The sequence below is a fragment of the Candidatus Pantoea rara genome, assembly GCF_051136265.1.
Taxonomy (GTDB): domain Bacteria; phylum Pseudomonadota; class Gammaproteobacteria; order Enterobacterales; family Enterobacteriaceae; genus Pantoea; species Pantoea rara.
Map to the genome: position 1 here is coordinate 1,522,332 of NZ_CP194942.1, position 24,689 is coordinate 1,547,020.

Here is a 24,689-nt window from a genome sequence, read left to right on the forward strand (position 1 = left end):
ACTGAGTGCCGATAAAAGTTACAAAGCCGTAGCCAGTTGTTCTTAACTTGCGGGCGGTTATGTGAGAGGGATGTTGATAATTGTAAGCGAACGTCAAAACTGTTTGAAATATCCCGCCTGCACTAAGCCTGAGCCTCGTTCAGGGTTAAGATAGCCGCAATATGTTACCGCAACCGGAAAGTCACTTTGCGTCCTGATAAGCCTATATCAAAACTGGAGTTCTGGTTTTATCGCCATTACCGCTCCGTTCACGGCGTGCGCATCGCCATCGCCTTTATACTCTGCTTTATTTTTGTCCGGGCGACCCATATCCCTGAAGGCACCTGGCCACTGATTACGCTGGTGGTAGTGATGGGGCCGATTTCCACCTGGGGAAATGTCTTTCCACGCGCGCTGCAACGCATCAGCGGCACGGTGGCGGGGTCCATTTCGGGTCTGATTGCCCTGAAGCTGGAGCTGATCTCAATGCCGATGATGCTGGCCTGGTGCGGCATCATCATGGTGATCAGCGGCTACCTGACGCTGGGCAAACACCCCTATATGGCACTCTTGATCGGGATTACGCTGAGCGTGGTCGTGGGGGCGCCAACCGGCGATTTCACAATGGCACTGTGGCGCGGCGGGGATGTGATACTGGGATCGCTGATGGCGCTACTGTTTACCGCAATCTGGGCGCAGCGGGCCTATATCCACTGGCGTATTCAGCTCTCTGACGCGCTGGCAGAAATGGCGAAGATTTATCACGCCGGTTTTTCGCCCAACCTGGTTGAAAAGCCGCGTCTCAACAAGCCGCTGGGTAAATTGCTGACCAGCGTGATCAAAATGCGGGCGCTGCTGGAGCCGTCAAGCAAAGAGACCCGCATCCCGAAGTCGGTGCTTGAAGCCATCCAGACCATAAACCGTAATATGGTTAACACCATTGAGATGCAGATTAATGCCTGGTGGGCATCACGCGAGAGTCATCTGATTATGCTTAACGCACCTGCGTTACGCCGCACCCAGCAGATGACCGAAAACACACTGCGGGCGCTGTCAGTGATGGCGATAGAGGGGGAAACGGAAGAGGTGATCGCCAACAGCCATGAACTGAACGAAATCAGCGGCGAACTGCGGCGGCTGATCGCCGAGGCGGGCAGCGACGGCCTCGAAGAAACGCCGATCTACGGCTACGTCTGGCTGACGCTGGAACTGGCGAAACAGCTGGAACGTATGACCGATCTGATGCGGATGGCGCTGCGCAAATAATCACCTCAGACAATGACTTAATGTGAAACCGGGTTTCTTTGCGCTAAGATAAGAGCCAGTCTGAATTTAGCTGTGAAAATTGCTTACCTGGCGGGCTAGCCGCTAAGCTGATCGTTTTGACTCTCTCCCTGCGTCAGCAGGCTCAAAGAAAGGTGCCATCATGGAAAATGCCAAGCAGTCATTTCAGGACGTACTGGAGTTCGTGCGTATGTTCCGCCGCAAAAATAAACTGCAGCGTGAAATTGTCGACAATGAGAAGAAAATCCGCGACAACCAGAAGCGCGTACTGCTGCTCGACAACCTGAGCGAATATATCAAACCGGGCATGAGCGTTGAGGCTATTCAGGAAATCATCGCCAGCATGCGTGTGGATTATGAAGATCGCGTGGATGAGTACATCATCAAAAACGCTGACCTGTCTAAAGAGCGTCGCGAGTTGTCTAAAAAGATCAAGGCGATGGGCGGCGAACACCCGAAAGCCTGATTGTGAGGCGCTTGCGCGCCTGACGTCCGCTGCGAACCCGTATCCACGCTGGTGGAGCGGGTTTTTTATTGCCCGCATAACCGCAGATTTATTTGCCTGCCAGCCTGCGCGCAATCCCCTGTAACTGCTGTGACAGCGCCACTAAATCGACCTGCTTATCAGCGGGCGGGGCGGTGGTCTCGCGGATCACCAGCGTGGTTTCCAGCGCGATATCTGACGCCTCCTCACTCTGAAGCCGGGCCAGCATCCGCTCGACACTTTGCGCGCCAAGAAAGTGCAAATCCTGCCGTACTGTCGTCAGCGGCGGCTGATACCACGCACTCTCGGCGGTATCGTCATAACCAATGACTGAGATATCGCCCGGTATCGCCACGCCATGCTGATGCAATGCCCGCATAGCACCCAGCGCCATCTGATCGTTCGCGACCAGCAGCGCCTGCGGCAGGTCGTCGGGCAGCGTTGCCAGCAGCGCCTGATAGCCTGACTGCGCGCTCCAGTCACCGCGCAGGGAACAGTGGGGCGTTAACTGATGATCGGCCAGCACCTGACGCCATGCGTTTTCACGCTGACGGGCTGAAACAGAGCGCAGCGGTCCGTTTAACAGACCAATCTCACGATGGCCCAGCGCGACCAGATGCTCAACAGCAGCACGCGCACCAGATTCATTCGGGTACTGACACTGCGCGACCGCCGCCTGAGGGTCGACATCCAGAAACAGCACCGGCTTGCTGCCACACAGTAACTGGATCTGCTGAGCCTCATCCGCCTCCAGCGGCAGGTTAATCAGCAACCCGTCGACCCGCTGTGCCAGCAATTCATTCACCGTGGCGGCCGCATCGTTACCGCTGTCCATGGCGATCACCAGATGATAGCCCGCTTCGGCGGCCCGTTGCTGAATCGCCGAGGCGATCTGCGCAGGTGCCATCAGGGCCAGATCGCTGGTGGCGAGACCTAACGTGCGCGTGGCTTTACCTGCCAGCTGCTGCGCCACCCGATTGGGCACATAATTGAGCTGCTGCATTGCCGCCTCAACCCTTTCCCGCGTACCGGCAGACACCTGTTCAGAACGATTTAAAACACGTGAAACGGTTTGATATGAGACGCCGGCCAGTTGAGCGACATCATCGAGGGTCACGGAGCGGGAAGTCATGGAACTCTCCAAAAGATGAAGCGACGAGTGTAGCAAATTTTCCTGCTGCGCTGCTGCTGTCGGGGACACTTTTACCGCCACGTGGTCGGGGCCATTACAGCACCCGATCAGCGCAGGCTGCCGTTATTTAACGCTGTTGCAGATAAACCTGCAGATTCACATCCACCGCATTAAGCAGGGGGGTGGCAAGGCCATTTCTTTTCGCCCGCAGCAACAAATCGCCTATCACCTGATCGGCTTCGATATCAAAACCCTGGGTGAGATCGCGGTACATGGAGGAGGTCATTGGTGTGGAAGGGTTATTTAACAGCTCATAAATACGGGCGGTAACCGCCGGACGTGGCTGATAACCTTCGGCAGTGATGACAGACAGAATCTCCGCGAAAATCCCCTGCAACAGCGCTTCGCCACCGCGCGAGGTGAGGATCTGCTGCGTGTTGCCGCGCGCCAGGCAGCAGACTGCGCCGAGCGTGCTCAGCAGCAGCCACTTTTCCCACAGCTCATCCATGATGTTTTCACTGAACAGGGTATCCACCTGGCTGACGCGCAGCGCCGCATCAACCCGCTGCAGCCGCGCATCGTTGTTGCCATCCAGCGCGCCGTATAAGAGCTGATGCAGCGGCGTCATCTGGACCACTTCGCCCTTGTCGCCCAGCGTGGCGTTGATTTTGCACAGTCCGCCTATCACCTTATCGTCACCGAAACGCTGTTGCAGCGTCGCGATGTGCCGGATGCCGTTGAGAATCGGCATGATCAGCGTGTCCGGGCCGACTGCTGGTGCAATGTCATCCATCAGCGGATCAAGCGCAAAGCTCTTTACCGTCACGATGATCAGATCATAGTGTCCCGTCAGCGTGCTCGCCTGGGCCAGCTGTGGCTGTAACGTTTCCGTGCCCGCTGGCGTCTGCAACACCAGACCATTGGCCTGAAGCTGCTGATAACGCCGTGCGCGTACCAGAAAGGTCACATCCTGGCCCGCCTGAGCCAGTCGGGCACCAAAATATCCACCGGTCGCGCCGGCACCTGCCATCAGAATGCGCATCTCACTTTCCCTCTGCTGAAAACCTCTACCTTAAAACGCCGTGACCAGGCTTACCAGCCTTAGCAGGGCATTGATGATGTTAAGAAATAAGATTTCCCGTTCAGGTGAGCGAAATAGCGCCGGGCATTACAGACGGGTGACGCCCAGCGTAGCGGCCTGCTGCTCCCACGCCAGCACGCCCTGATAATCGTCCCGCAGTACCGGGCTGAATCCACCGATCAGGTTATCGTCGCAGACGTCACGCCAGGCAGGATCGCTCACCAGCTGACGCAGCGCCGTGCGTAACGTCGCAAGCCAGGCCACTGACGTCGAAACTGCCGTAATCAGCGGTAATCCGGGTGCGGCTGGCGTCTCACCGATGATATGCAGGCCGCGCAGTTCATCCGGCGCATAGCGCGCCAGCAGCGCCCAGCTGACGCAGTCGATAGCCGCGATATCCGCCTGTGAATCACGCAGTGCCGCCAGCGACTGACGATGCCCGCCGCTCAGCAACAGTTGTGAAAACGCCACGCCCTGAAGCGCGGCCATCAGACGCAGCGCGTTATAGCCAGAGTGCGAGTCCATGCTGTTAGCCACGGCCCGCTGTCCGTCAAAATCGGCCAGTGTCGCCTGTTTATCCCGCGCCACCAGCCAGCTGCGATAGTCACGACCGATGCAGCCGGGTGCGTGATAGTGAAATGCGCCGACCAGCTGCACTTCAGGCAACTGACTGACCAGCGGATAGCCGCAGGTCTGGCTCAGCAACAACCGGTCATCCTGCCAGTGTGTCAGCAGATCGTCAGGCCAGACTGGCTTCGCGGCGATGCCGTGTTGCGCCAGCAGGGTAACCATGGCCTGCATCAGAGCCTGCGTAGCAGGTGGATGAATCGCATACATTGGCAACGCGAGCAAATTAGTCATGCGTTTTCTCCGCTGTGTTTCCCGGAAAGTCGTGATGCAGTGAAGGGTAGTTCAGATTCAGCAGCCACTGGCGCCCCGGCAATATGTGGGCGCGCCAGTGCCTGACAGCGGAAACCCAGAGAGTGACAGTAAAGTTGGTCAAAAACAGCGTGGATAAGCTGCAGGCTATGTCGAAAATCCTGAACATAGCGCTGAAAGATATTGACTATCAGTGGCCGCGCGGAGGGCGTAACCTTTCCCTATCAAAAATCGCCTTATGTCCACGGGCGTTTATCGCCTGTCAGGAGAATTAAAGATGAAAAATATTGGCTTCTTATCCTTTGGTCACTGGACGCCTTCGTCTCAGTCTGCCACCCGCACAGCGCAGGATGTATTACTGCAATCGATCGACTTAGCGGTCGCCGCCGAAGAGCTGGGCGCTGATGGCGCTTACTTCCGCGTCCACCATTTTGCCCGCCAGCTCAGCTCACCATTTCCGCTGCTGGCTGCCGTTGCAGCGCGTACCAAAAAGATTGAGATCGGTACAGGCGTTATCGACATGCGCTACGAAAACCCGCTCTACATGGTGGAAGATGCCAGCGCGGCAGATCTGATCTCCAACGGTCGTCTGCAACTGGGACTGAGCCGGGGTTCACCTGAACAGGTGATCGATGGCTGGCGTTACTTTGGCTTTGAACCGAAAGCGGGTGAAAGCGATGCGGATATGGGCCGTCGTCACACCGAAGAGTTTCTGGAAGTACTGCGTGGCGAAGGTTTTGCGAAGCCGAATCCACAGCCGATGTTTCCGAATCCACCGGGACTGCTGCGCCCTGAGCCGCTCTCTGAAGGTCTGCGTGACCGTATCTGGTGGGGCTCCGGCTCTAACGCCACCGCTGAATGGGCAGCAAAAATGGGCATGAACCTGCAAAGTTCAACCCTGAAAGATGATGAAACCGGCGAGCCTTTCCACATCCAGCAGGCGAAACAGATTCGCGCCTACCGTGAGGCCTGGAAAGCCGCAGGGCATCAGCATGCGCCACGCGTCTCCGTCAGTCGCAGCATCTTTGCGCTGGTGAATGACATGGACCGCGCGTACTTTGGCCGCAGCGGTAACGACCAGGATTCCGTCGGTTTCCTCGACGAGAAAACCCGCGCCATCTTTGGTCGCAGCTATGCCGCAGAGCCAGAGGCGTTAATTAAGCAACTGGCGCAGGATGAGGCCATTGCCGAAGCGGACACGCTGCTGCTCACCGTGCCTAACCAGCTTGGTGTCGCCTACAACGCCCATGTGATTGAGGCGATTCTGAAGTATGTCGCCCCGGAGCTCGGCTGGCGTTAACCGATGACACAGCGCCCTTAAACGGGCGCTGTAGCATTGACAGCATCCCGCCACGTCGTTAAGCCGTGGCCGTTTCATCTCTGTGGCTTTCACGCGTTCTTCTGCACTGCCTTCTCTGATCAGATCTGATTACTCCGTTCCTTACCGCCGTCAGGCGAACCCGTTCGGCTCTCCCGCATGTCCGCATTAGTGCCACCTGATTCAGCATGCAGCTGGTTTGCCTGCGGCGTCACATTCTGCCCACTGGAGAGCGACAAGCTGATTGTGCATCCGGCGCCGTGGGAATAATCTGATGGCGGTCTGTGCCGCTTCGCTGTGGATTACGCAGGGAATTGCCGGTTAGGCCATCGCTGGAAGCTGTTAAAATATTTTTATTCAAAGGCATAAGCTATCGAACATATAGGAGCAGACAGGTGTGCGATCCTGAAAATCCTCTATAGAGTAGCGATGAAAATACACAAAGAGGTGTGACCATGAGCAATTCCATTGATGAAGATGCAAAAGATGCAAAGCCTATTGTCGAAGCCGATCGCGAAGCGCCTGAAAGCAAATGCCCTTTTCATGCGGGCAAGCCAGCGCAGCCAAATCAGGCGCCGGGTGGCGGAACAACTAACCGCGACTGGTGGCCTAATCAACTTCGGGTTGACCTGCTGAACCAGCACTCATCCCGTTCGAACCCGCTTGATGAATCCTTCGATTACCGTAAAGAATTCGCCAAATTAGATTACTCTGCACTGAAAGCTGACATCAAAGGGTTGCTCACCGAATCACAAGCCTGGTGGCCCGCTGACTGGGGCAGCTATATCGGCTTGTTCATCCGCATGGCCTGGCACAGTGCCGGAACCTATCGCTCCGTGGACGGACGCGGTGGTTCGGGCCGTGGTCAGCAACGTTTCGCCCCCTTAAACTCCTGGCCAGACAACGTCAGTCTGGATAAAGCGCGCCGCTTACTGTGGCCGATTAAACAGAAATATGGTCAGAAGATCTCCTGGGCCGACCTCTACATTCTGGCGGGGAACGTTGCGCTGGAAAACTCAGGCTTCCGCACCTTCGGCTTTGGTGCCGGACGTGATGATGTCTGGGAACCGGACATGGATGTGAACTGGGGCGAAGAAGCGGCCTGGCTGGAGCACCGTCATCCGGAATCCCTGGCACAGTCGCCACTGGGTGCCACTGAAATGGGCCTGATCTACGTGAACCCGGAAGGTCCGGAACACAGCGGCGATCCGGCTTCTGCGGCCCCGGCTATTCGCGCCACCTTTGGCAACATGGGCATGAACGACGAAGAGATCGTGGCATTAATCGCGGGTGGCCATACCCTGGGTAAAACCCACGGTGCCGCACCAGCCAGCCACGTCGGCGTCGATCCTGAAACCGCACCGATTGAAGCGCAGGGCCTGGGCTGGGTCAACAACCACGGCACAGGCGTTGGCGCGGATGCCATTACCTCCGGCCTGGAAGTGATCTGGTCGCAGACACCGACCCAGTGGAGCAACTACTTCTTCGAGAACCTGTTCAAATATGAGTGGGTCCAGACACGCAGCCCGGCGGGTGCCATCCAGTTCGTGGCAGCTGATGCACCGGACATTATCCCGGATGCGTTTGATTCCACTAAGAAACACAAACCGACCATGCTGGTAACCGATCTGACGCTGCGTTTCGACCCGGAGTTTGAAAAAATTTCGCGTCGATTCCACAACGATCCTCAGGCGTTCAACGAAGCCTTTGCCCGTGCCTGGTTTAAGCTGACTCACCGTGATATGGGGCCAAAAGCGCGTTACATTGGTCCTGAAGTGCCGCAGGAAGATCTGATCTGGCAGGATCCGCTGCCTGCACCGGTTTATCATCCAACGGTGGCAGATATCGCCCAGCTGAAAGAGAAGATTGCAGCATCCGGCCTCAGCGTCAGTGAGCTGGTTTCCGTTGCCTGGGCGTCGGCATCGACCTTCCGTGGCGGCGACAAACGGGGTGGAGCCAACGGTGCCCGACTGGCGTTGCTGCCGCAGCGTGAGTGGGACGTTAATGCCGTTGCAGCACGCGTACTGCCAGCGCTGGAAGCCATTCAACGCGAAGCCCACAAGGCTTCACTGGCGGATGTCATTGTGCTGGCGGGTGTGGTCGGTGTTGAGCAGGCGGCGAAAGCGGCTGGCATTTCAATCGACGTGCCATTCACGCCGGGCCGTGTCGATGCGCGTCAGGATCAGACCGACATTGAGTCGTTCGATCTGCTGAAACCGCGTGCGGATGGTTTCCGCAACTACGGCACCGGCTTCGGCAAAACCACCACCGAAAGCCTGCTGATCGACAAAGCGCAGCAGCTGACCCTGACCGTGCCGGAGTTAACGGTGCTGGTGGGCGGGCTGCGTGCGCTGGGTGCCAACTTTGATGGCAGCCAGCACGGTGTCTTCACGCACCATGTAGGTTCGCTGAACACGGACTTCTTCGTGAATCTGCTGGATATGCGCACCGAGTGGAAAGCCACCGATTCAACCAATGAGAAATTCATTGGGCGCGATCGCGTTAGCGGCGAAACCCGTTTCACTGCCACGCGTGCTGACCTGGTGTTTGGTTCCAATGCGGTGTTACGCGCCTCGGCGGAAGTCTACGCCAGCAGCGACGCCCGTGAAAAATTCGTCAAAGACTTTGTTACCGCCTGGACCAAAGTGATGAATCTGGATCGGTTCGACCTCTGATTGCTGTTGACGTGCTCAAATCTGAAACCCGCTGATGCCAGCGGGTTTTTTTTTTGGCTGATTAACGGTTCTGCGTCACGTTTAAATTTCGGTCACAGCCAGTAACGTCATTCTTCGGGCAATATAATCAAGCACGACTACCCGCTGTGATTCAGGCATATGGCTTTCGGTATAGGTGTCGATGATAAGCTGATGATGAGTCACCACCCCGGAAAGCCATTTTCGCGCCAGAGCCGGATTAATATCCATGCCCTGCGCAAGCAGAATAAAGTCAGCGCCCAGATATTCCCCATATTCTGAATTCATTCCCGGCGCGTTTCCTGCATCCTTTTCTTCCCGTTCAAGCAGGGGCAAAGCTAAACACTCACCAAATGCTGCAGGGTAGGGCACCACGCTGATAAAGTCATAAATCGGGGCCAGAAAGGGAGAATTCTTTTCAGGCAGGATGATCCCGATATTGCGCAGATGAAAATCATTGTTGCCCAGCACATACGCATAAACGATGCGCAAAAAGAGGTCTCGCTTACTCTTTAAACTATTGCTCACTCTGGCATTCAGAAATTTAGCGGCTTTCTCGTAACTGATAGTTTTATTATTATCAACCCTGCCATATTTATCGCCGAGATCCATCGCGCCATCCAGCTGTTCCTGATGTAATCTCGTTTTACCTGATTCTGTACGGTCATATCTTTTGATAACGAACGCCAGTTCATCTGGCCGATTTTCATCATGTCTGAATGCCATAAGCCCGAACGGGGGAACATCAAATTTCAGACGCTGCATAACACACATAGTGGCATGCTCGTTTTCTGCAAGATGTGGATATTCTTCCGGAGAGGGTTTCAGAATATAGGTGCCGTCATTGCTGACGACCACCAGCTCGCCTTTTTCCAGGCGAAGGGACAGCTTAGGCTGATAGCCTGAAATGCTCATCCCTTTCTGACGTTCGGGGAGTTCCTGAATAAACTGACTGCGCGTGAAAGGCAGCTTAAGAGCCACGTTAAGGCTGCCCAGCAGATGCCGGATGCCTTTTGAAGAGTAGCCGGTTTTCAACTCCGATTCTTTAAGCAGGTTCAACGTGATCAGGCAGCGCTGTGTATTCATGATGTTATCTCTTTGAAGACGACGGCCCCAAGCATATCGTTACCATTTTTCATCAGTAAACCGAAGAAATCGTTATCATCAATTTTTTGAATTTCAGAATAGCGTTTTCGCAGCCAACCCTCCGGCGCTAAACCTTTAAAGAAGGGATGTAGCTCTTCACTTAAATAGGGCTCTGACCTTACCGGCATGCTGAGGGATATCGCACAGCCGGTATAGGCTGGCAGGTAGCAGAAAGTATAACCATTTTGTTCTTCACTCAACGTACCTGCCAGTTTGTTGTAAAGCCATACTTCTATTTTTCGAGCCATACTTTTATACCCATTTCTTTAAGCAAAGCATGAAGATTGATTGCTTTTGCAGAAGATGGCTTAGCGATCAGTCGTTTAAATGTTGAGAGTGATACACCGATCTGAATCGCCATCTCTTCATAGGTGATGTTTTGTCGTTTGAGTTCACTGCTCAGTAGTTCTGGCAGTGTCTGAAAAGTCAGAGCACTCAAAACAGATCGGGTGTCCGGTTCGACCGTTTTTATCGCCCCTCTTGCGGCCTCCTCACTGAACGCTAACCCAGCCAGTATCTCTCTCCGCTCTGACTCAGAAAGGCTTATCAGCGAAGATTTAATTTCATTAAGGTTCATTTTTGACCTTTTCTGTGTTTTCAGCATGATTTTGATACGGGATAATCCGACTATAGAGCGGAATGGGTCATTTTTGAACCGTTGGCTTATCTGATTCTAAAAATGTACAGCTGCAGGATAAATTGCGCTAATAAAAGGTCATTTATGACCTTTTAAGCGATTATTGGTTCTTTTGATTAAAGGAGTAAGAGGCTAAGTGTCAGAAATGACCCTTTCAGTCATGGCTGAATTGAACAGTTGAAGAGCAGTTAATAACGAAAGGACCGTTAATTTTAGGGATAAAAGTCTTCACAAGACACAGGCTTTTTATCAGGAGAAGAAAAAGCAAAAAGCCCGCTTAGTTTCCTAAGCAGGCTTTTTTAATTTGGCTCCTCTGACTGGACTCGAACCAGTGACATACGGATTAACAGTCCGCCGTTCTACCGACTGAACTACAGAGGAATCGTTTGAACGGGGCGCATAGTAACGGCCACGCCGGGCCATGTCAAAGCTCTTTTTCATAAATTAGCGTGACTGCTGAAATAGTCGCCACAATGGTGTGTTAAGCCTCGAAAGCACGGCTCGCAGGACGTGTGGGAGCGGCAATAAACGTCAGCCAAAACTGAGGTGTTTATGAGGTGTTCTGGTGAGCCATAGCCCTTGTCAGACGGCAGTGCGCGTGATTTAACCGGATAGTTTTTTATGGCCGTCACAAAGTCCCGATTCTGGCTTTGTCAGCAACCAGAACGAAACGTAGATTTCATTTCAACCCTGAACAGAATCTCTGGAGTTGAAATGAACAAAGTCAGAATCGGCATGATCGGCAGCGGTTATATCGGGCGCTGCCACGCGATTGCTTATGCCCAGGCGCCCACCGTGTTTGCGCTGAAAGGCGAAATCGTAAGGGAGATGCTGGCTGAAGTGAATCCTGAACTGGCGGCCCGTCAGGCGGCGACCTTTGGTTTTGCGCGTTCCACCGGCGACTGGCACGCGCTGGTGAGCGATCCGGCCATTGATGTGGTGGATATCTGCGCACCTAACTTCCTGCATAAAGAGATGGCGCTGGAGGCGATACGCCACGGCAAACACGTCTATTCAGAAAAGCCGCTGTCGCTGAGCGTGGCGGATGCGCAGGAGATGGTGGCGGCCGCCGAAGCGGCAGGGGTGAAAACCCTGGTCGGCTTCAACTATATGAAAAACCCTACCAGCCAACTGGCGAAAGAGATCATTGCAGGCGGCGAGATTGGTGATGTGGTGCATTTTTACGGCACCCATAACGAGGACTATCTCGCCAGACCGGAAACGCCGCTCGACTGGCACTGCCAGAAAGCGCTGGCCGGTCTTGGTGCATTGGGCGATTTGGCAGCGCACATCGTCAATATGGCGCACTACCTGGTGGGGGACATTGCAGAGGTCAGCGGCGATATGATGACGGTCATCACTTCACGGCCCGACCCGAAAGAGCCTTCGCGACAGTTACCTGTAGAGAACGAAGATCAGGCCAGCGCGCTGCTACGCTTCTCGAATGGCGCGCATGGCGTCATTGAAACCTCTCGCATCGCCTGTGGTGCAAAGATGGGGCTGACCTACGTCGTCACCGGCACCAAAGGTACGCTGCGCTACACCCAGGAGCGCATGGCGGAGCTGGCGCTTTATCAGCATGACGATCCCTCCGGACGGCAGGGGTTCAAAACAATCCTGACCGGACCGGCCCATCCGGACTACGCGAACTTCTGTGTTTCTGCCGGACACGGCATCGGGTTTAACGATCAGAAAACCGTAGAGATCCGTGACCTGATTAATGGCATCGCGGCAGGCGACCGCATGTGGCCCGATTTCGCAGAGGGATTACAGGTGCAGAAGGTGCTGGAAGCGATTGCCCACTCAGCAGAGCAGCGACGCTGGATTGAGGTGTAATGCAGAAGCAAAGGCAGAGACTATAGCTGCTCTCTTGATTAACACAGGCGGGCAGGGCGGGAACACGGGTTTCCCGCCCGGACCGAATCAGATCAGGCCGCTTTTTTCCCACCACAACTTGTCCAGCGCATAGAAGCGATCGCGCTGGCTCTCGGGCTGGTTGAGATCGCGCTTCCACGGTTTCGCCAGAATGTAGTGCAGGTTCTTGACCTCCTCATCCTGCCAGAGTCCACGGTGCTGGAAGGGCAGCGTTTTTAACGCATTGTAGATATAAGAGAGCGGTTTCCAGCGTTCCGCGAACACTTCATTCAGCAGATCCTGTTCAGAGAAAGGATAAGCGCTGAGATCATCAATCGCGGCAATACGCTTTTCCAGTGCGTCGAACGTGGCATTGTCAGGCTTCAGCACCAGAAAACCGCCGTTCAGATAATAGTCGACGCTCTCCGGAGCCTGCTCACCCCGTGCCTGCCAGGTGTAGTGACACTGCTCAGGCTGCCATTCTGGCGGATAAGAAGCAATCTGGTTGGGGTTACAGCGGCAGGCGTGACAGGCAGCCAGCGGGTTATCACCCAGATCCAGGATAAACAGCTCGTCCATGTTCTGCAGCACCAGCATATCGGCATCCAGAAACACCACGCGCTGATAATCGGTAAGCTGCCAGGCGCGCAGCTTGGTCCAGACTTCACCGAACTGCGCCGAGGCGTAATGCTGATCCAGATCGTCGCGCGGATAGAGGGGGTCGACCGGTTTAATCACACAGCCTTCATTCTGCAGAATCTGACAATCAGCGTCTGAAATCGCCGAGGTGGTCATCACCACCAGCGGCCACTGGCTCTGGCTCTCTTTCAGCGAACGGTGCAGCGCTTTCACGCCCACCAGATAATCGGGTTGTGTTAACAGCGTTACCCAGGCAAACATAGTTTTCCTCAATCAGTCAAAAAGTGGCGTGATGTAGTCGTTACCCAGTCGGCCCTTCGGGTCGAGCTGGCTGCGCAGGGCGCGGAAGGCATCCCACTGCGGATAGATTTCACGCCAGTTGTAGCGTTGTTCGTCGTAATACTTGCCCCAGTGCGGGCGTCCACCCTCTTCGGCCAGCAGTTTTTCCACTTCGGTCAGGAAGTGCAGTCCATCCTGTGACAGAGAACCATCGTCGGCGTAATAGACCACAAAGCCGAAAAAGCAGGTTGGCTGCCCGGCAGCCGGACTGAGCCAGGCCGACGAGGCGCCGGTGCAGCGCAGGATAATCGGATAGTGCATATGCGGACGGCTTTCGGCATACCATTGCTTGATGCGGCGAATGATGGCCGGGGTTTTTGCCAGCGGCACGCCGATTTCCACATTGATCTGCGGCACCGCAATGCCGCGACAGAAGAGCTGGTAAATGTCACCGGTAACATCGGTGAAGTCGCGAAAGCGGGTAACCGTACGAAATTGTTTTCCACCTTTGCCCTGGATCTGGGTGTCGCGGTGCATATGCGCCAGCGTCTGGTCGATGGTATCATTAAGACTTTCATCAACGTCGCCGTCATGTTCGACCACCTGGCGACCCTCTGCTTCATAGCGCTGACGCTCTTCGTCACTCGCCTCATGAGCGTTCCAGACGTGCATCAGATTATCGTCAACAAACCACCAGGCTTTGCTCAGCGGATAGTCGTTGTTCCAGCGCAGAAGATCGTCTTCCAGCGTATCGGCTGACACGGCATTTTTGTGGCAGGTGAAGATCTGAAACGGCTGGGTACGCAGGGTGACCGCGGTCACAATACCCAGTGCCCCCAGTGAAACCTGCGCCGCCGGGAAGTCAGCGTCGCCACGGACAAACTCGCGCACGCTGCCGTCGGCCAGCACCATTCTGATTGCCAGCGCTTCATCAGCAATCGAACTCTGCTGTAAACCCTGGCCGTGCGTGCCCGTCGCCATCGCGCCCGCCAGCGTCTGAATGGCAATCACGCCTGGCGATGAAGCCAGCATGCGGTTCATTTCGGTCAGGCTGCGATAAACCTGCTCAAGCGGGGTCGCGCCACCAAAGGTCACACTCTCTTCATCACTGGCGAGCTGGCCACTCAGAGCGCTGAGATCGAGCAGCACATCGTCATCCGCGACATGCAGCATCCGGCCTGGCGACAGCTTGCTGCCGATCACCCGTATCTGGCCGTGTGACTCCCGGATAAGTCTCTGTAATTCCGCTTCACTGGCAGGACGCTGAACCTGCTGTCGACGGCCGATCTGCGCGTTCTGCGCCCAGTTCCACAGCGCATCATCATCGGGTTTTATATGTGTCTGGCGAAGCGGATAGAGGCGTGCATCTCTGCTCACAACAGCATTCCTTATTATTGCATTTAAAAGACAAGTATCACTAAGCGTAGACTATGGAAAAGCGGAGCCCGGCTGGCGGGCATTTATTTGCGGATATAGCGTAACGTTGCGGTGACAGCCAGCTGACGATTGCGGCGGATACTCTCTTCTTCGCTGTTGTCAGGGCTGAACAGGGCATTGAAGGTGTAGCGGTTTGAGACGTGATGAACACAGATACTGCTGATCAGGCGATGGACATCGATGGTCTGCACATCAGCAGTGAATACACCCTGCTGCTGACCGCGTGCCAGAATGTCATCCAGCAGATCCAGCGCACTGCGGTTAAGCGCTTTAATCTGCGGCGACTGCGATATATAACGACCGCGCAGGAGGTTCTCACTGCAGACCAGCCGCATAAAATCGGGATGGGCAACGTGATAGTCAAAGCTGGCTTCCACCAGGCGCGTCATCGCCAGTTCCGGCGCCATCGCCGCCAGATTCAGGCCGGTTTCATGCTGACGAATCTGCTGATAAACCTGCTCCAGCACCTCGATGTAAAGCTGCTCTTTGCTGCCAAAGTGATAGACGACCATGCGTTTCGTGGTTTGCGCATGTTCCGCAATCTGCTCCAGTCTGGCGCCCTGCATGCCAAACTCAGCAAAGGCTTTCAGCGCCCCTGCAATAATGCGTTTCTTCAGCCCTTCGGGGTCATTTTTACGTTTTGTTAGTTCTGACATGGTACTCAATAAGGTGATTCTGACCGGGGAATGTTAGCACAGTGTTGGGAGGCTGCCCGCAACCGCGAGCGCAGCAAATGTGGCAACCTGGCACACGCCGGACGATTGCAGGTATAATCCCGGACAATATTTAACGGGTTCAGAGACGACAATGACAAAACTCACCTTGCAAGAGCAGATGCTGAAAGCGGGATTAGTATCCAGCAAAAAAATGGACAAGGTTCAGCGGACAGCAAAGAAATCCAGGGTTCAGGCGCGCGAAGCCAGAGCGGCGGTGGAAGATAACAAGAAAGCGCAGCTTGAGCGGGATAAGCAGCTGAACGAACAGCAGAAGCTGGCTGTGCTGTCGAAAGAGTACAAAGCGCAGGTCAGGCAGCTGATTGAAATGAACAAAATGGTCGTGGAGAGAGGCAACATCAGCTTCAATTTCACCGACAATAACCTGATTAAAAAGATCATGGTGGATAAGCCGACGCAGACTCAGTTAATCAATGGCCGTCTCGCGATTGCCCGCCTGGCGGCTGACGCGAAAGGTGAGCACCAGTACGCTATCATCCCGGCCAGCGTGGCGGATAAAATTGCCCAGCGTGATGCCAGCGCCATCGTATTAAACAGCGCGTTAAGCGAAGAAGCCCAGGACGAAGATGATCCTTATGCGGATTTCAAAGTGCCTGATGATTTGATGTGGTAATGACGCGTTAACGCATTCAAAACGGGCTGTCGGCAGAGAGATGCATTACCTCGCCGCTGACAGGATGAACAAACGTCAGCGCACTGGCGTGCAGCATCAGTCTCTCCGCCTGCTCAGCGCCAGGCATTAACAGCCCGCCGTAAAGATCACAGCCCAGAATCGGGTGCCCCAGCTGCTGACAGTGAATGCGCAGCTGGTGGGTGCGTCCGGTTTCTGGCGTCAGTTCAACCCGTGTAACCGGCAACGCCTCTCCCTTTTTTCCCTGATAATCACTGCGCTCAATGACCCTGTAGCGTGATCGCGCAGGTTTACCCTGGATCGCGCATATCACCATCCGGGGAAACTGCGCCGGATCTTTGGCTATCGCGGCATCAATCATCCCTTCGTCAGCGGCAAGGTGTCCGCACAGCAGTGCCTGATAGGTTTTGCTCACGCTGCGCTGGCTGAACTGCTGGCACAGAGCAGCGTTAATCGCCTTGTTGCGTGCGACGACCATCAGCCCGGAGGTGCCAAAATCGAGCCGATGAACCAGCGTGCAGCCGGGAAAAAGCGTCACCAGCCGATGATGCACTGAATCGAGGTTTTGTGGGTTTTTGCCGGACAGGCTCAGCAGCCCGCTGGGTTTGTTGATGACCAGCAGATGCGCGTCCTGAAAAAGAAGTGTGATTTCATCAAAGCAGGGTGGGGCGATAAACGTATCGATAATGGCAGACATCGGGTATCCGGCAGGTAAAGGGCACAGGATCATAACCGATTGCCCGGTTACTGACGACGCCGGGCCACGCGATCACTCTTCCGTAATGGTTTCGCCGCTTTGCGTGGAGAGCCACTGGCTGGCCTGATGCGTTGCGAATCCGCCATTGGCAGCAAATACCGAACATACCGTCGCGGCTAACAACGTGAGAAGAACAGAGAGTTTCATGGTGGCATCCAGGGTTGATAAGACCCGCCAGTCTGGCAGGAAGGACGGCAGAGACAAACAGAACAATCCGGAAAAAAACATTAAGTACATTTGATCAGTAACTTGCATGATTTTCAGTGATTAATTCGGGCAGTTCTCACTTTTACGACTACAGTCTCTGGTGAGGTTGTCATCAATTCGTACTAATGGAGGATTTTCTGTGTTATTTCAAAACAACGAGAAAGGCCACGTCATTATTGGCGAAGCGGCACTCAGCCTTGCCCTGGGTGAGAAAGAAATCAGTATCGCAACACTCTTTACTCAGCTGGGTTGTATGGCGAAATCCGAAAGCAACGCGAAGCGACTGGCGCAAATCACCGAGGCCAGAAACTGGCTGACGAGCTTTGAGTCACCGACAGCTGCGCTGAAACAGGTGCCGTACCTGCAGACGCTTGCAGGCCTGAACGAAGAGTTGAACTACCAGTAAGAGAACTGATGCCAGTGGACGTAGTCCGGCTCCGGCCGGAAAACGACGAAGCGGATGACCTCAACGGTTGCGCGAAAGCGTATACCGGCCGGAGAAAATGTCAGGGACGACACTTCCTCCTGTCCACCCATCCGCTAAGCTGGCCGGTGGCTTTCATACCCCTCCCTTTGATTTCTCAGCGCCGGCATACCCGCCGTATTTAACCTGCTCCCAATTCACAAACCTTATTCGTTTCAACGTGGCCTGGGGTCAGCCCTGTTCCGCGAAGAAAGAGGGCATCTGGCAGGTGGTGATCCATGCACCAGTGCGTAAAGATGACGTCGGCAGTTCCTGAGAAAAATGCGCATGACTAAATTATACTTTGGTCACTCACTTTCCATCATCCTGCAACACCATTACCCGTAAAACCCCTGGCATTTTGCTTAGCCACTCCGTCGTAACCTGACACTTTACGGGATCATCACGCCAATAGAGTGCATAGCAACGGTTTCATCGGTTGATCCTGTCTGGTTGAGAACGTACTCAGAAGTGGATTCACCAGAATGGTGACTGTTGACATTATTGGTCACTAGTCTGAGAATGCGCTGACTCTCTTCATGAATGCGAAAGGTAAACCATGCTCAGGCTCAAACCTTCCTTCCTTGCTGTTAGCTTATTGCCGCTGGCTCTGGTGGCCTGTAATGACTCCTCGGGTACGCAGGATCCGCGTAATCAACCGCCGTTGGTCAGGACGGCAACGGTGATAAGTGCCGGGCCGGAGAGTCGCTCAAAGGCCTATACCGGGGTCGTGGTCGCACGGACTCAAAGCGATTTAGGATTCAGGGTTCAGGGAAAAATTCTTGAACGTCTGGTGGATACCGGCCAGAGCGTGAAACGTGGTCAGCCGCTGATGCGTCTGGATCCGGTCGATCTGGGCCTGCAGGCACAGGCGCAACAACAGAATGTCGCCGCAGCGCGGGCTCGCGCCAGACAGGCGAATAATGATGAAGCACGCTACCGCGAGCTGGTTGCTACGGGTGCAGTTTCCGCGTCGGCGTATGACCAGATTAAAGCAGCGGCAGAGACGGCCCGTGCAGAGCTCAGCGCGGCCCAGGCCCAGGCAAGCGTAGCGCAGAATGCTACCGGCTATGCGGTGTTGCTGGCAGATGCAGATGGGGTGGTTGTGGATACGCTGGCAGAACCTGGCCAGGTTGTTGCGGCGGGTCAGGCGGTCGTGCGTTTAGCCAGGGCAGGGCAGCGTGAGGCGATCGTGCAACTGCCGGAAACGCTGCGCCCTGCGCCCGGCAGTGCAGCGCTGGCCACCCTGTATGGCACCGGACAACCACCGGTTGCCGCGACACTGCGGCTGCTTTCTGACGCTGCTGATCCGGTAACGCGCACCTTTGAAGCGCGCTATGTGCTGGCCGGCACGCTGGCCAATGCCCCTTTAGGGTCCACCGTCACGCTTCGTATTGCCGAAGAGAAGGATGTCCATCCGGTGATGCAGGTTCCATTAGCGGCCCTCTATGATGCAGGTAAAGGCCCCGGTGTCTGGCGCATTTCCGATCAGCCCGCTAAGGTCTCGTGGCTCCCGGTTCAGGTACTCAGTCTGGGAGATGATGCGGCACAGGTGACCGGCAACCTTAAATCGGGTGAACAGGTGGTCGCACTGGGGGCACATCTGCTGCATGAGGCTGAAGTTGTCCGGACTGCCCGGCAGGGTGACGGCAGCATTGCAGGAGGCCAGCCATGAGCCACGGACGCTTCAATCTTTCCGCGCTGGCGGTTCGCGAGCGCTCGATCACCCTGTTTCTTATCATCCTGATCACCGTCGCCGGTATCCTCTCCTTCTTTGGGCTGGGACGGGCAGAAGATCCCCCTTTCACCGTCAAACAGATGACGGTGATCACCGCCTGGCCGGGTGCCACCGCGCAGGAGATGCAGGATCAGGTAGCGGAGCCACTTGAGAAGCGAATGCAGGAGCTGAAGTGGTATGACCGCAGCGAAACTTTTACCCGTCCGGGTCTGGCTATTACCCTGCTCTCGCTGCAGGACAGTACACCTCCGTCAGACGTGCAGGAGGAGTTTTACCAGGCGCGTAAGAAGCTCAATGATGCCACGACAAGCCTGCCAGCCGGTGTTATTGGTCCCATGGTCAATGACGAATTCTCTGATGTGACCTTTGCGCTGTTTGCGCTCAAAGCGAAAGGCGAGCCGCAGCGCTTGCTGGTGCGCGATGCAGAATCCCTGCGCCAGCGCCTGCTACACGTGCCCGGGGTCAAAAAGGTCAATCTGATTGGGGAACAGTCAGAGCGCATCTTTGTCTCTTTCTCTCACGATCGCCTGGCGACGCTGGGCATCACGCCTCAGGATATTTTTTCAGCGCTTAACAGCCAGAATGCGCTGACCCCAGCCGGGTCGATAGAGGCAAAAGGCCCGCAGATCGCTATCCGTCTGGATGGTGCCTTCAACAAGCTGGAGAAAATCCGTGAAACGCCCATTGTGGCACAGGGCAGAACGCTGAAACTTTCTGACGTGGCGAGCGTTGAGCGGGGCTATGAGGATCCGGCCACCTTCCTGGTGCGTAATCAGGGAGAGCCAGCGCTGCTGCTGGGCATCATCATGCGTGAAGGCCGGAACGGGCTGGATCTCGGCAAAGCGCTGGATGCTGAAACCGCCCGTATCAATGAGAGTATGCCGCTGGGCATGTCACTGACCAAAGTCACCGATCAGGCGGTCAATATCAGCGCTTCGGTTGATGAATTCATGATCAAGTTCTTTGTGGCATTGCTGGTGGTGATGGTGGTCTGCTTCGTCAGCATGGGCTGGCGCGTCGGCGTGGTTGTTGCTGCCGCCGTGCCCTTAACCCTGGCGATTGTCTTTGTGATTATGGAGGCAACCGGAAAAAACTTTGACCGGATTACGCTGGGCTCACTGATCCTGGCGCTGGGACTGCTGGTCGATGATGCCATTATCGCCATTGAAATGATGGTGGTAAAAATGGAGGAGGGGTATGACCGCATTAAAGCCTCTGCCTATGCCTGGAGCCACACGGCCGCCCCGATGCTGGCGGGAACCCTGGTCACGGCGGTGGGCTTTATGCCGAATGGTTTTGCCCCCTCGACGGCTGGTGAATACACCAGCAACATGTTCTGGATTGTGGGCATCGCCCTCATCGCCTCCTGGATCGTTGCCGTGGTCTTTACGCCCTATCTGGGCGTGAAAATGCTGCCGGCCATCAGGGCTGTTGAGGGTGGCCATGCGGCTATCTATAACACCCGTCACTACAACCGTTTCCGTGGCGTACTGTCACGCATCATTGCCCGGAAGTGGTGGGTAGCCGGAAGCGTTATTGTTCTTTTTACGCTGGCGATTGTCGGAATGGGCGCGGTGAAAAAACAGTTCTTCCCGGCCTCAGATCGTCCTGAAGTGTTAATCGAAGTGCAGATGCCTTATGGCACGGCGATTGAACAGACCAGTGCTGCCGCAGCCAAAGTAGAAAACTGGCTGAAAAACCAGAAAGAAGCAAAAATCGTCACTACCTATGTCGGCCAGGGCTCACCCCGTTTCTATCTGGCAATGGCGCCTGAGCTGCCCGATCCCTCTTTCGCGAAAATTGTGGTACTGACTGACAGTCAGGATGCGCGTGATGCGTTGAAAGTGCGACTGCGTCAGGCGGCGGCAGAGGGGCTGGCACCTGAAGCGCGTATTCGTGCAACGCAGCTGGTGTTTGGGCCTTATTCACCTTATCCGGTTGCTTACCGGGTGATGGGGCCAGATCCTGCTGTGTTGCGCGACATCGCCAGCAAGGTCGAAAGCATTATGCTTGCCAGCCCGATGATGCGGACAGTTAACACTGACTGGGGTCCGCGCGTGCCCGTGTTGCACTTCACACTGAATCAGGATCGCCTGCAGGCGGTGGGGCTGACATCCAGAACGGTCGCACAGCAACTGCAGTTCCTGCTATCAGGCGTGCCGATCACCGCGGTGCGGGAAGATATCCGTTCGGTGCAGGTCATGGGACGTGCCGCGGGAGATATCCGGCGCGATCCCGCCAGAATCGCGGACTTTACGCTGGTTGGCTCAGCGGGGCAGCGCATTCCGCTGTCGCAGATTGGCAACGTAAAGGTAGAGATGGAAGATCCGCTGCTGCGCCGCCGCGATCGTACGCCGACCATTACGGTGCGCGGTGATATCGCCGATCATCTTCAGCCACCGGATGTCTCCACCGCCATCCTGAAACAGCTTCAGCCGGTCATCGATGCGCTGCCTCCGGGCTACCGGATTGAGCAGGCGGGTTCGATTGAAGAGTCAGGTAAAGCAACCAAAGCGATGGTGCCGCTGTTCCCGATTATGATTGCGCTGACGCTGCTGATCATCATCCTGCAGGTGCGTTCGATGTCAGCGATGATCATGGTGTTCCTGACCTCACCACTGGGGTTGATAGGCGTGGTGCCGACGCTGTTATTGTTTAATCAGCCGTTTGGAATTAATGCACTGGTGGGGTTAATTGCACTGTCAGGCATTCTGATGCGCAACACCCTGATTCTGATTGGGCAGATCCATCACAACGAGCAGGAGGGGCTGGACCCGTTTCATGCCGTGGTTGAGGCGACAGTGCAGCGTGCCAGACCGGTTCTTCTCACTGCACTGGCGGCCATTCTGGCCTTTATCCCGCTGACCCATTCTGTGTTCTGGGGCACGCTGGCTTACACGCTGATTGGCGGCACATTAGTCGGCACGCTCATTACGCTGGTGTTCCTGCCTGCCATGTATGCCATCTGGTTCAGAATCCGTCCGGGCGCACAGCAGGAGCATGACTCGCAGCGGCAGATCACTAATCGCTAAAGAGGCAAAGGCTATCCGGCAAAACTGAAATGACTGCGCCGGGCATGGACCAGCAGACCAGGCAGCCAGCCTTATTGACACCAGGCTGGCTGCTCGCCGCATCTTTACGGCAGGATTAAAGACGGTTAAAAGCTTTCCCAGCTGGCATCTGCGGATGCCGTCACGGGCAATGCAGGCACTAAACGAGGTGCCTGGGCAGGAGCGACCCGATTTTGCCCTGGAGAGAGACGGAACACGGCTACCGTTTTTTCCAGTTCGTCTGCCTGAGACTCCAGTGAGCTGGCAGCAGCGGAAGACTCTTCAACCAGCGCCGCGTTCTGCTGCGTGGTGGTATCCATCTCGGCCATTGCGGTGGCGATCTGGGAAATGCCGCGATTTTGCTCGTCGGATGCGGCAGCAATTTCACCCATAATGTCTTTGACCTGACTGACAGAGCGGACGATGTCATCCATCGTGGTTCCTGCGCGCTCCACAAACTCCGAACCGTCATGAACCCGGTCCAGTGATTCGCGTATCAGCGTTTCAATCTCTTTGGCGGCCAGTGAACTGCGCTGGGCCAGATTCCTGACTTCACCAGCCACTACCGCAAACCCGCGACCCTGTTCACCGGCTCGTGCTGCTTCAACGGCGGCGTTAAGCGCCAGGATATTTGTCTGGAAAGAGATGCTGTTGATGACGTTAATGATTTCGCCGATTTTGCCTGAACTCTGGCTGATGCTGTTCATGGTGACGATAACGTCACGGATAATCTCTCCACCGCGTCCGGCATTTACCGACGCATCTGTCGCCAGCTGACTTGCATGATGGGCATTCTCCGCATTCTGTTTCACCGTCGAGGAGAGCTCTTCCATACTGGCAGCCGTCTGAACCACGGCAGCAGATTGCTGTTCAGTGCGGGATGACAGGTCGGTGTTGCCCGCTGCGATTTCTGCCGAAGCACGCGCCACGCTACTGACACCATCGCGCACGTTGGCAATGATGTTTTGCAGGCTGAGGTTCATGGCATCCACTGCCTGCATCAACTGACCAAACTCATCGCCACGCGTGGTTTTCAGCGAGGTTGTTAAATCACCGCTGGCAATACGTTGCGCAGCGCTCAGCGTTTCTTTAAGAGGTAGCGTTATGCTGCGGGTAATCCGCCAGGCAATCAGCAGGCTCAGAACGACACCAATCAGCGCAGCAAACGCAATGCGCCACTCTGCCTGTTTGATAAATTCGGCCGAGAGCTGGGACTGGAAGGCAAAGGTCTCAGTGACCGCCGCATTGAGCCGTTCTGCAGAAGCCGTCAGGCCTGCAGACTCACCCTTTTCTTTTTCCGAAGCATCAACATAGCGTGTTAAAGCCTGGCGTTGCTGCGCAAGCGTGTTGATCACATTGCGCGTGGCGTCATTGAGACCGGGCTGGGCAAAACTGTCCAGTTTCTCACTCAGGGTGTTGAGTGCCGTATATTCCTCAATGACGGCATCTCTGCTGGCTTGCGTGGGTTTATCGAGAAACGCTTTTTCAACATTAGTCGCATCAAACAGCGCGGCAGCCATGTGCATCACCGGTAGCGCCGCATCGGGTGCCAGAGTCATATCAAGCGATTCAAACTGATGCGCAAGCGTGAACAGGGCACCCGGTTTAATGGCACTAAGGGCGGCGGATGTTGCTTCCGCTGAAGTCACGAACTTCTGACGCTGGTTCTGATAATCGGTGAGCAACTGTCCCATCAGCGTGACTTTCTGCTGACCAATCTCATCCCACTTGAATTTATCCAGTCGTTTATAAAGGACATCTAACGCCTGCAGGGCCTGAGCGTTCAGCGAAGCAAATTTCGGGTCTTTGGTGTACTGGTAGAGGGTGCGATTAAGGCGTGCCTTGCTTAATGTATTCACCATCTCCACCGTAATTGTGCGGCGGGCAGAGTTGTCTTTAATACTGCGGAAACAATCGAAAGCAATAAAGGTAATGGCAAGCGAGGCAGCAATGACGACGATAAAACCGACGCCCAGTTTCTTCCCTATCTTAATATTGGAGATGTGTTGAGCAAGACCCATGAGGTTCACCTTTAATGAGGTTTCAGAAATAGAAAAAAGGAAATTAACTAATCTAAGATGATCTTCTTATCGACCCGGTGGGATGAAGCTTTAATTTTATTTATGATTGTATGGGGCGCTAATTAATTCACCAGAAACTATTCTGGTAAGCAATCATTGGGTTTCAAAGTAAGAAGTTTGATGCTTAATTTTTTGAAAAAAAACTTTTTTTTCGGGTTCGTTTTTTTTTTGAAATTATATGAATAT

The 24,689-nt window shown here is 55.1% G+C and carries 21 protein-coding genes and 1 tRNA gene; 9 read left to right on the forward strand and 13 right to left on the reverse strand.

The genetic code is table 11. The annotated features are described in order from the left end of the window. Nucleotides 1-186: 186 nt before the first annotated feature. Together ACR8BF_RS07150 and tmaR are read left to right on the forward strand one after the other, a co-directional pair. The gene (locus tag ACR8BF_RS07150) at nt 187-1,245 is read left to right on the forward strand and encodes an FUSC family protein (RefSeq protein WP_179895355.1); all 1,059 of its coding nucleotides are present in this window, start codon (nt 187-189) and stop codon (nt 1,243-1,245) included. A 160-nt stretch (nt 1,246-1,405) separates the two neighbouring features. Beyond that, a complete protein-coding gene (gene tmaR / locus ACR8BF_RS07155; RefSeq protein WP_179895356.1) occupies nt 1,406-1,729 on the forward strand; it encodes a PTS system regulator TmaR in 324 nt (107 codons plus the stop codon). Between the two features lie 88 nt (nt 1,730-1,817). Here tmaR and ACR8BF_RS07160 read toward each other — a convergent pair whose 3' ends face one another. The 3 genes from ACR8BF_RS07160 to ACR8BF_RS07170 form a co-directional block, all read right to left on the reverse strand. Then, complete coding sequence (locus ACR8BF_RS07160; RefSeq protein WP_434745781.1) at nt 1,818-2,879, reverse strand: LacI family DNA-binding transcriptional regulator; 1,062 nt, start codon at nt 2,877-2,879, stop codon at nt 1,818-1,820. 127 nt (nt 2,880-3,006) lie between these two features. Then, nucleotides 3,007-3,921 carry a ketopantoate reductase family protein gene (locus ACR8BF_RS07165; protein WP_434745782.1) on the reverse strand — a complete coding sequence of 305 codons (915 nt, stop codon included), beginning with the start codon at nt 3,919-3,921 and terminating at the stop codon, nt 3,007-3,009. A 126-nt stretch (nt 3,922-4,047) separates the two neighbouring features. Continuing rightward, nucleotides 4,048-4,821 carry a phosphate/phosphite/phosphonate ABC transporter substrate-binding protein gene (locus ACR8BF_RS07170; RefSeq protein WP_434745783.1) on the reverse strand — a complete coding sequence of 258 codons (774 nt, stop codon included), beginning with the start codon at nt 4,819-4,821 and terminating at the stop codon, nt 4,048-4,050. A 295-nt stretch (nt 4,822-5,116) separates the two neighbouring features. On the opposite strand from ACR8BF_RS07170, the gene ACR8BF_RS07175 reads away from it, so the two are divergent. Then, a complete protein-coding gene (locus ACR8BF_RS07175; protein WP_179895360.1) occupies nt 5,117-6,139 on the forward strand; it encodes an LLM class flavin-dependent oxidoreductase in 1,023 nt (340 codons plus the stop codon). A gap of 473 nt (nt 6,140-6,612) precedes the next feature. Next, on the forward strand, nt 6,613-8,832 hold the full coding sequence (katG, locus tag ACR8BF_RS07180; RefSeq protein ID WP_434745784.1) for a catalase/peroxidase HPI: 2,220 nt from the start codon (nt 6,613-6,615) through the stop codon (nt 8,830-8,832). A gap of 81 nt (nt 8,833-8,913) precedes the next feature. Here the strand turns inward: katG and ACR8BF_RS07185 are convergent, their stop codons facing one another. From ACR8BF_RS07185 to ACR8BF_RS07200, 4 genes are all read right to left on the reverse strand, one after another. Next, nucleotides 8,914-9,936 (reverse strand): type II toxin-antitoxin system HipA family toxin, encoded by a 1,023-nt coding sequence (locus ACR8BF_RS07185; protein ID WP_434745785.1) that lies wholly within the window; start codon nt 9,934-9,936, stop codon nt 8,914-8,916. Continuing rightward, nucleotides 9,933-10,244 carry a HipA N-terminal domain-containing protein gene (locus ACR8BF_RS07190; RefSeq protein WP_179895362.1) on the reverse strand — a complete coding sequence of 104 codons (312 nt, stop codon included), beginning with the start codon at nt 10,242-10,244 and terminating at the stop codon, nt 9,933-9,935. Before ACR8BF_RS07190 ends, ACR8BF_RS07185 begins: the two co-directional genes overlap by 4 nt. Further along, nucleotides 10,229-10,573: an XRE family transcriptional regulator gene (locus ACR8BF_RS07195; protein ID WP_179895363.1), complete on the reverse strand. Its 345-nt coding sequence runs from the start codon at nt 10,571-10,573 to the stop codon at nt 10,229-10,231. Before ACR8BF_RS07195 ends, ACR8BF_RS07190 begins: the two co-directional genes overlap by 16 nt. Nucleotides 10,574-10,938: 365 nt before the next feature. Further along, nucleotides 10,939-11,014: transfer RNA gene (locus tag ACR8BF_RS07200), tRNA-Asn, on the reverse strand. 333 nt (nt 11,015-11,347) lie between these two features. Between ACR8BF_RS07200 and ACR8BF_RS07205 the strand changes: the two genes are divergently transcribed. Further along, entirely contained in the window at nt 11,348-12,469 is a 1,122-nt protein-coding gene (locus tag ACR8BF_RS07205; RefSeq protein WP_434745786.1) for a Gfo/Idh/MocA family protein, read from the forward strand. Between the two features lie 87 nt (nt 12,470-12,556). Here the strand turns inward: ACR8BF_RS07205 and ACR8BF_RS07210 are convergent, their stop codons facing one another. The 3 genes from ACR8BF_RS07210 to ACR8BF_RS07220 all read right to left on the reverse strand — a co-directional run bounded on the left by ACR8BF_RS07210 (nt 12,557) and on the right by ACR8BF_RS07220 (nt 15,498). After that, the gene (locus tag ACR8BF_RS07210; protein WP_434745787.1) at nt 12,557-13,387 is read right to left on the reverse strand and encodes a glycosyltransferase family 8 protein; all 831 of its coding nucleotides are present in this window, start codon (nt 13,385-13,387) and stop codon (nt 12,557-12,559) included. Nucleotides 13,388-13,399: 12 nt separating this feature from the next. Then, nucleotides 13,400-14,782 carry a D-arabinono-1,4-lactone oxidase gene (locus ACR8BF_RS07215; RefSeq protein WP_292992209.1) on the reverse strand — a complete coding sequence of 461 codons (1,383 nt, stop codon included), beginning with the start codon at nt 14,780-14,782 and terminating at the stop codon, nt 13,400-13,402. Between the two features lie 83 nt (nt 14,783-14,865). Then, nucleotides 14,866-15,498 carry a TetR family transcriptional regulator gene (locus ACR8BF_RS07220; RefSeq protein ID WP_292992210.1) on the reverse strand — a complete coding sequence of 211 codons (633 nt, stop codon included), beginning with the start codon at nt 15,496-15,498 and terminating at the stop codon, nt 14,866-14,868. A 151-nt stretch (nt 15,499-15,649) separates the two neighbouring features. On the opposite strand from ACR8BF_RS07220, the gene ACR8BF_RS07225 reads away from it, so the two are divergent. Next, on the forward strand, nt 15,650-16,189 hold the full coding sequence (locus tag ACR8BF_RS07225; protein ID WP_179895368.1) for a DUF2058 domain-containing protein: 540 nt from the start codon (nt 15,650-15,652) through the stop codon (nt 16,187-16,189). Between the two features lie 16 nt (nt 16,190-16,205). On the opposite strand, the gene ACR8BF_RS07230 is transcribed toward ACR8BF_RS07225, so the two are convergent. Beyond that, entirely contained in the window at nt 16,206-16,904 is a 699-nt protein-coding gene (locus ACR8BF_RS07230) for an RluA family pseudouridine synthase (RefSeq protein ID WP_292992212.1), read from the reverse strand. A gap of 72 nt (nt 16,905-16,976) precedes the next feature. After that, nucleotides 16,977-17,111: a hypothetical protein gene (locus ACR8BF_RS07235; protein ID WP_313700552.1), complete on the reverse strand. Its 135-nt coding sequence runs from the start codon at nt 17,109-17,111 to the stop codon at nt 16,977-16,979. A gap of 199 nt (nt 17,112-17,310) precedes the next feature. Between ACR8BF_RS07235 and ACR8BF_RS07240 the strand changes: the two genes are divergently transcribed. The 3 genes from ACR8BF_RS07240 to ACR8BF_RS07250 all read left to right on the forward strand — a co-directional run bounded on the left by ACR8BF_RS07240 (nt 17,311) and on the right by ACR8BF_RS07250 (nt 22,404). Beyond that, nucleotides 17,311-17,577 carry a hypothetical protein gene (locus ACR8BF_RS07240; RefSeq protein ID WP_179895370.1) on the forward strand — a complete coding sequence of 89 codons (267 nt, stop codon included), beginning with the start codon at nt 17,311-17,313 and terminating at the stop codon, nt 17,575-17,577. A gap of 616 nt (nt 17,578-18,193) precedes the next feature. Next, nucleotides 18,194-19,309: an efflux RND transporter periplasmic adaptor subunit gene (locus ACR8BF_RS07245; RefSeq protein ID WP_434745788.1), complete on the forward strand. Its 1,116-nt coding sequence runs from the start codon at nt 18,194-18,196 to the stop codon at nt 19,307-19,309. After that, a complete protein-coding gene (locus ACR8BF_RS07250; RefSeq protein WP_434745789.1) occupies nt 19,306-22,404 on the forward strand; it encodes an efflux RND transporter permease subunit in 3,099 nt (1,032 codons plus the stop codon). Before ACR8BF_RS07245 ends, ACR8BF_RS07250 begins: the two co-directional genes overlap by 4 nt. 125 nt (nt 22,405-22,529) lie before the next feature. On the opposite strand, the gene ACR8BF_RS07255 is transcribed toward ACR8BF_RS07250, so the two are convergent. Beyond that, nucleotides 22,530-24,443, reverse strand: coding sequence for a methyl-accepting chemotaxis protein (locus ACR8BF_RS07255; RefSeq protein ID WP_434745790.1), 1,914 nt, complete (start codon nt 24,441-24,443; stop codon nt 22,530-22,532). Nucleotides 24,444-24,689 lie beyond the last annotated feature (246 nt).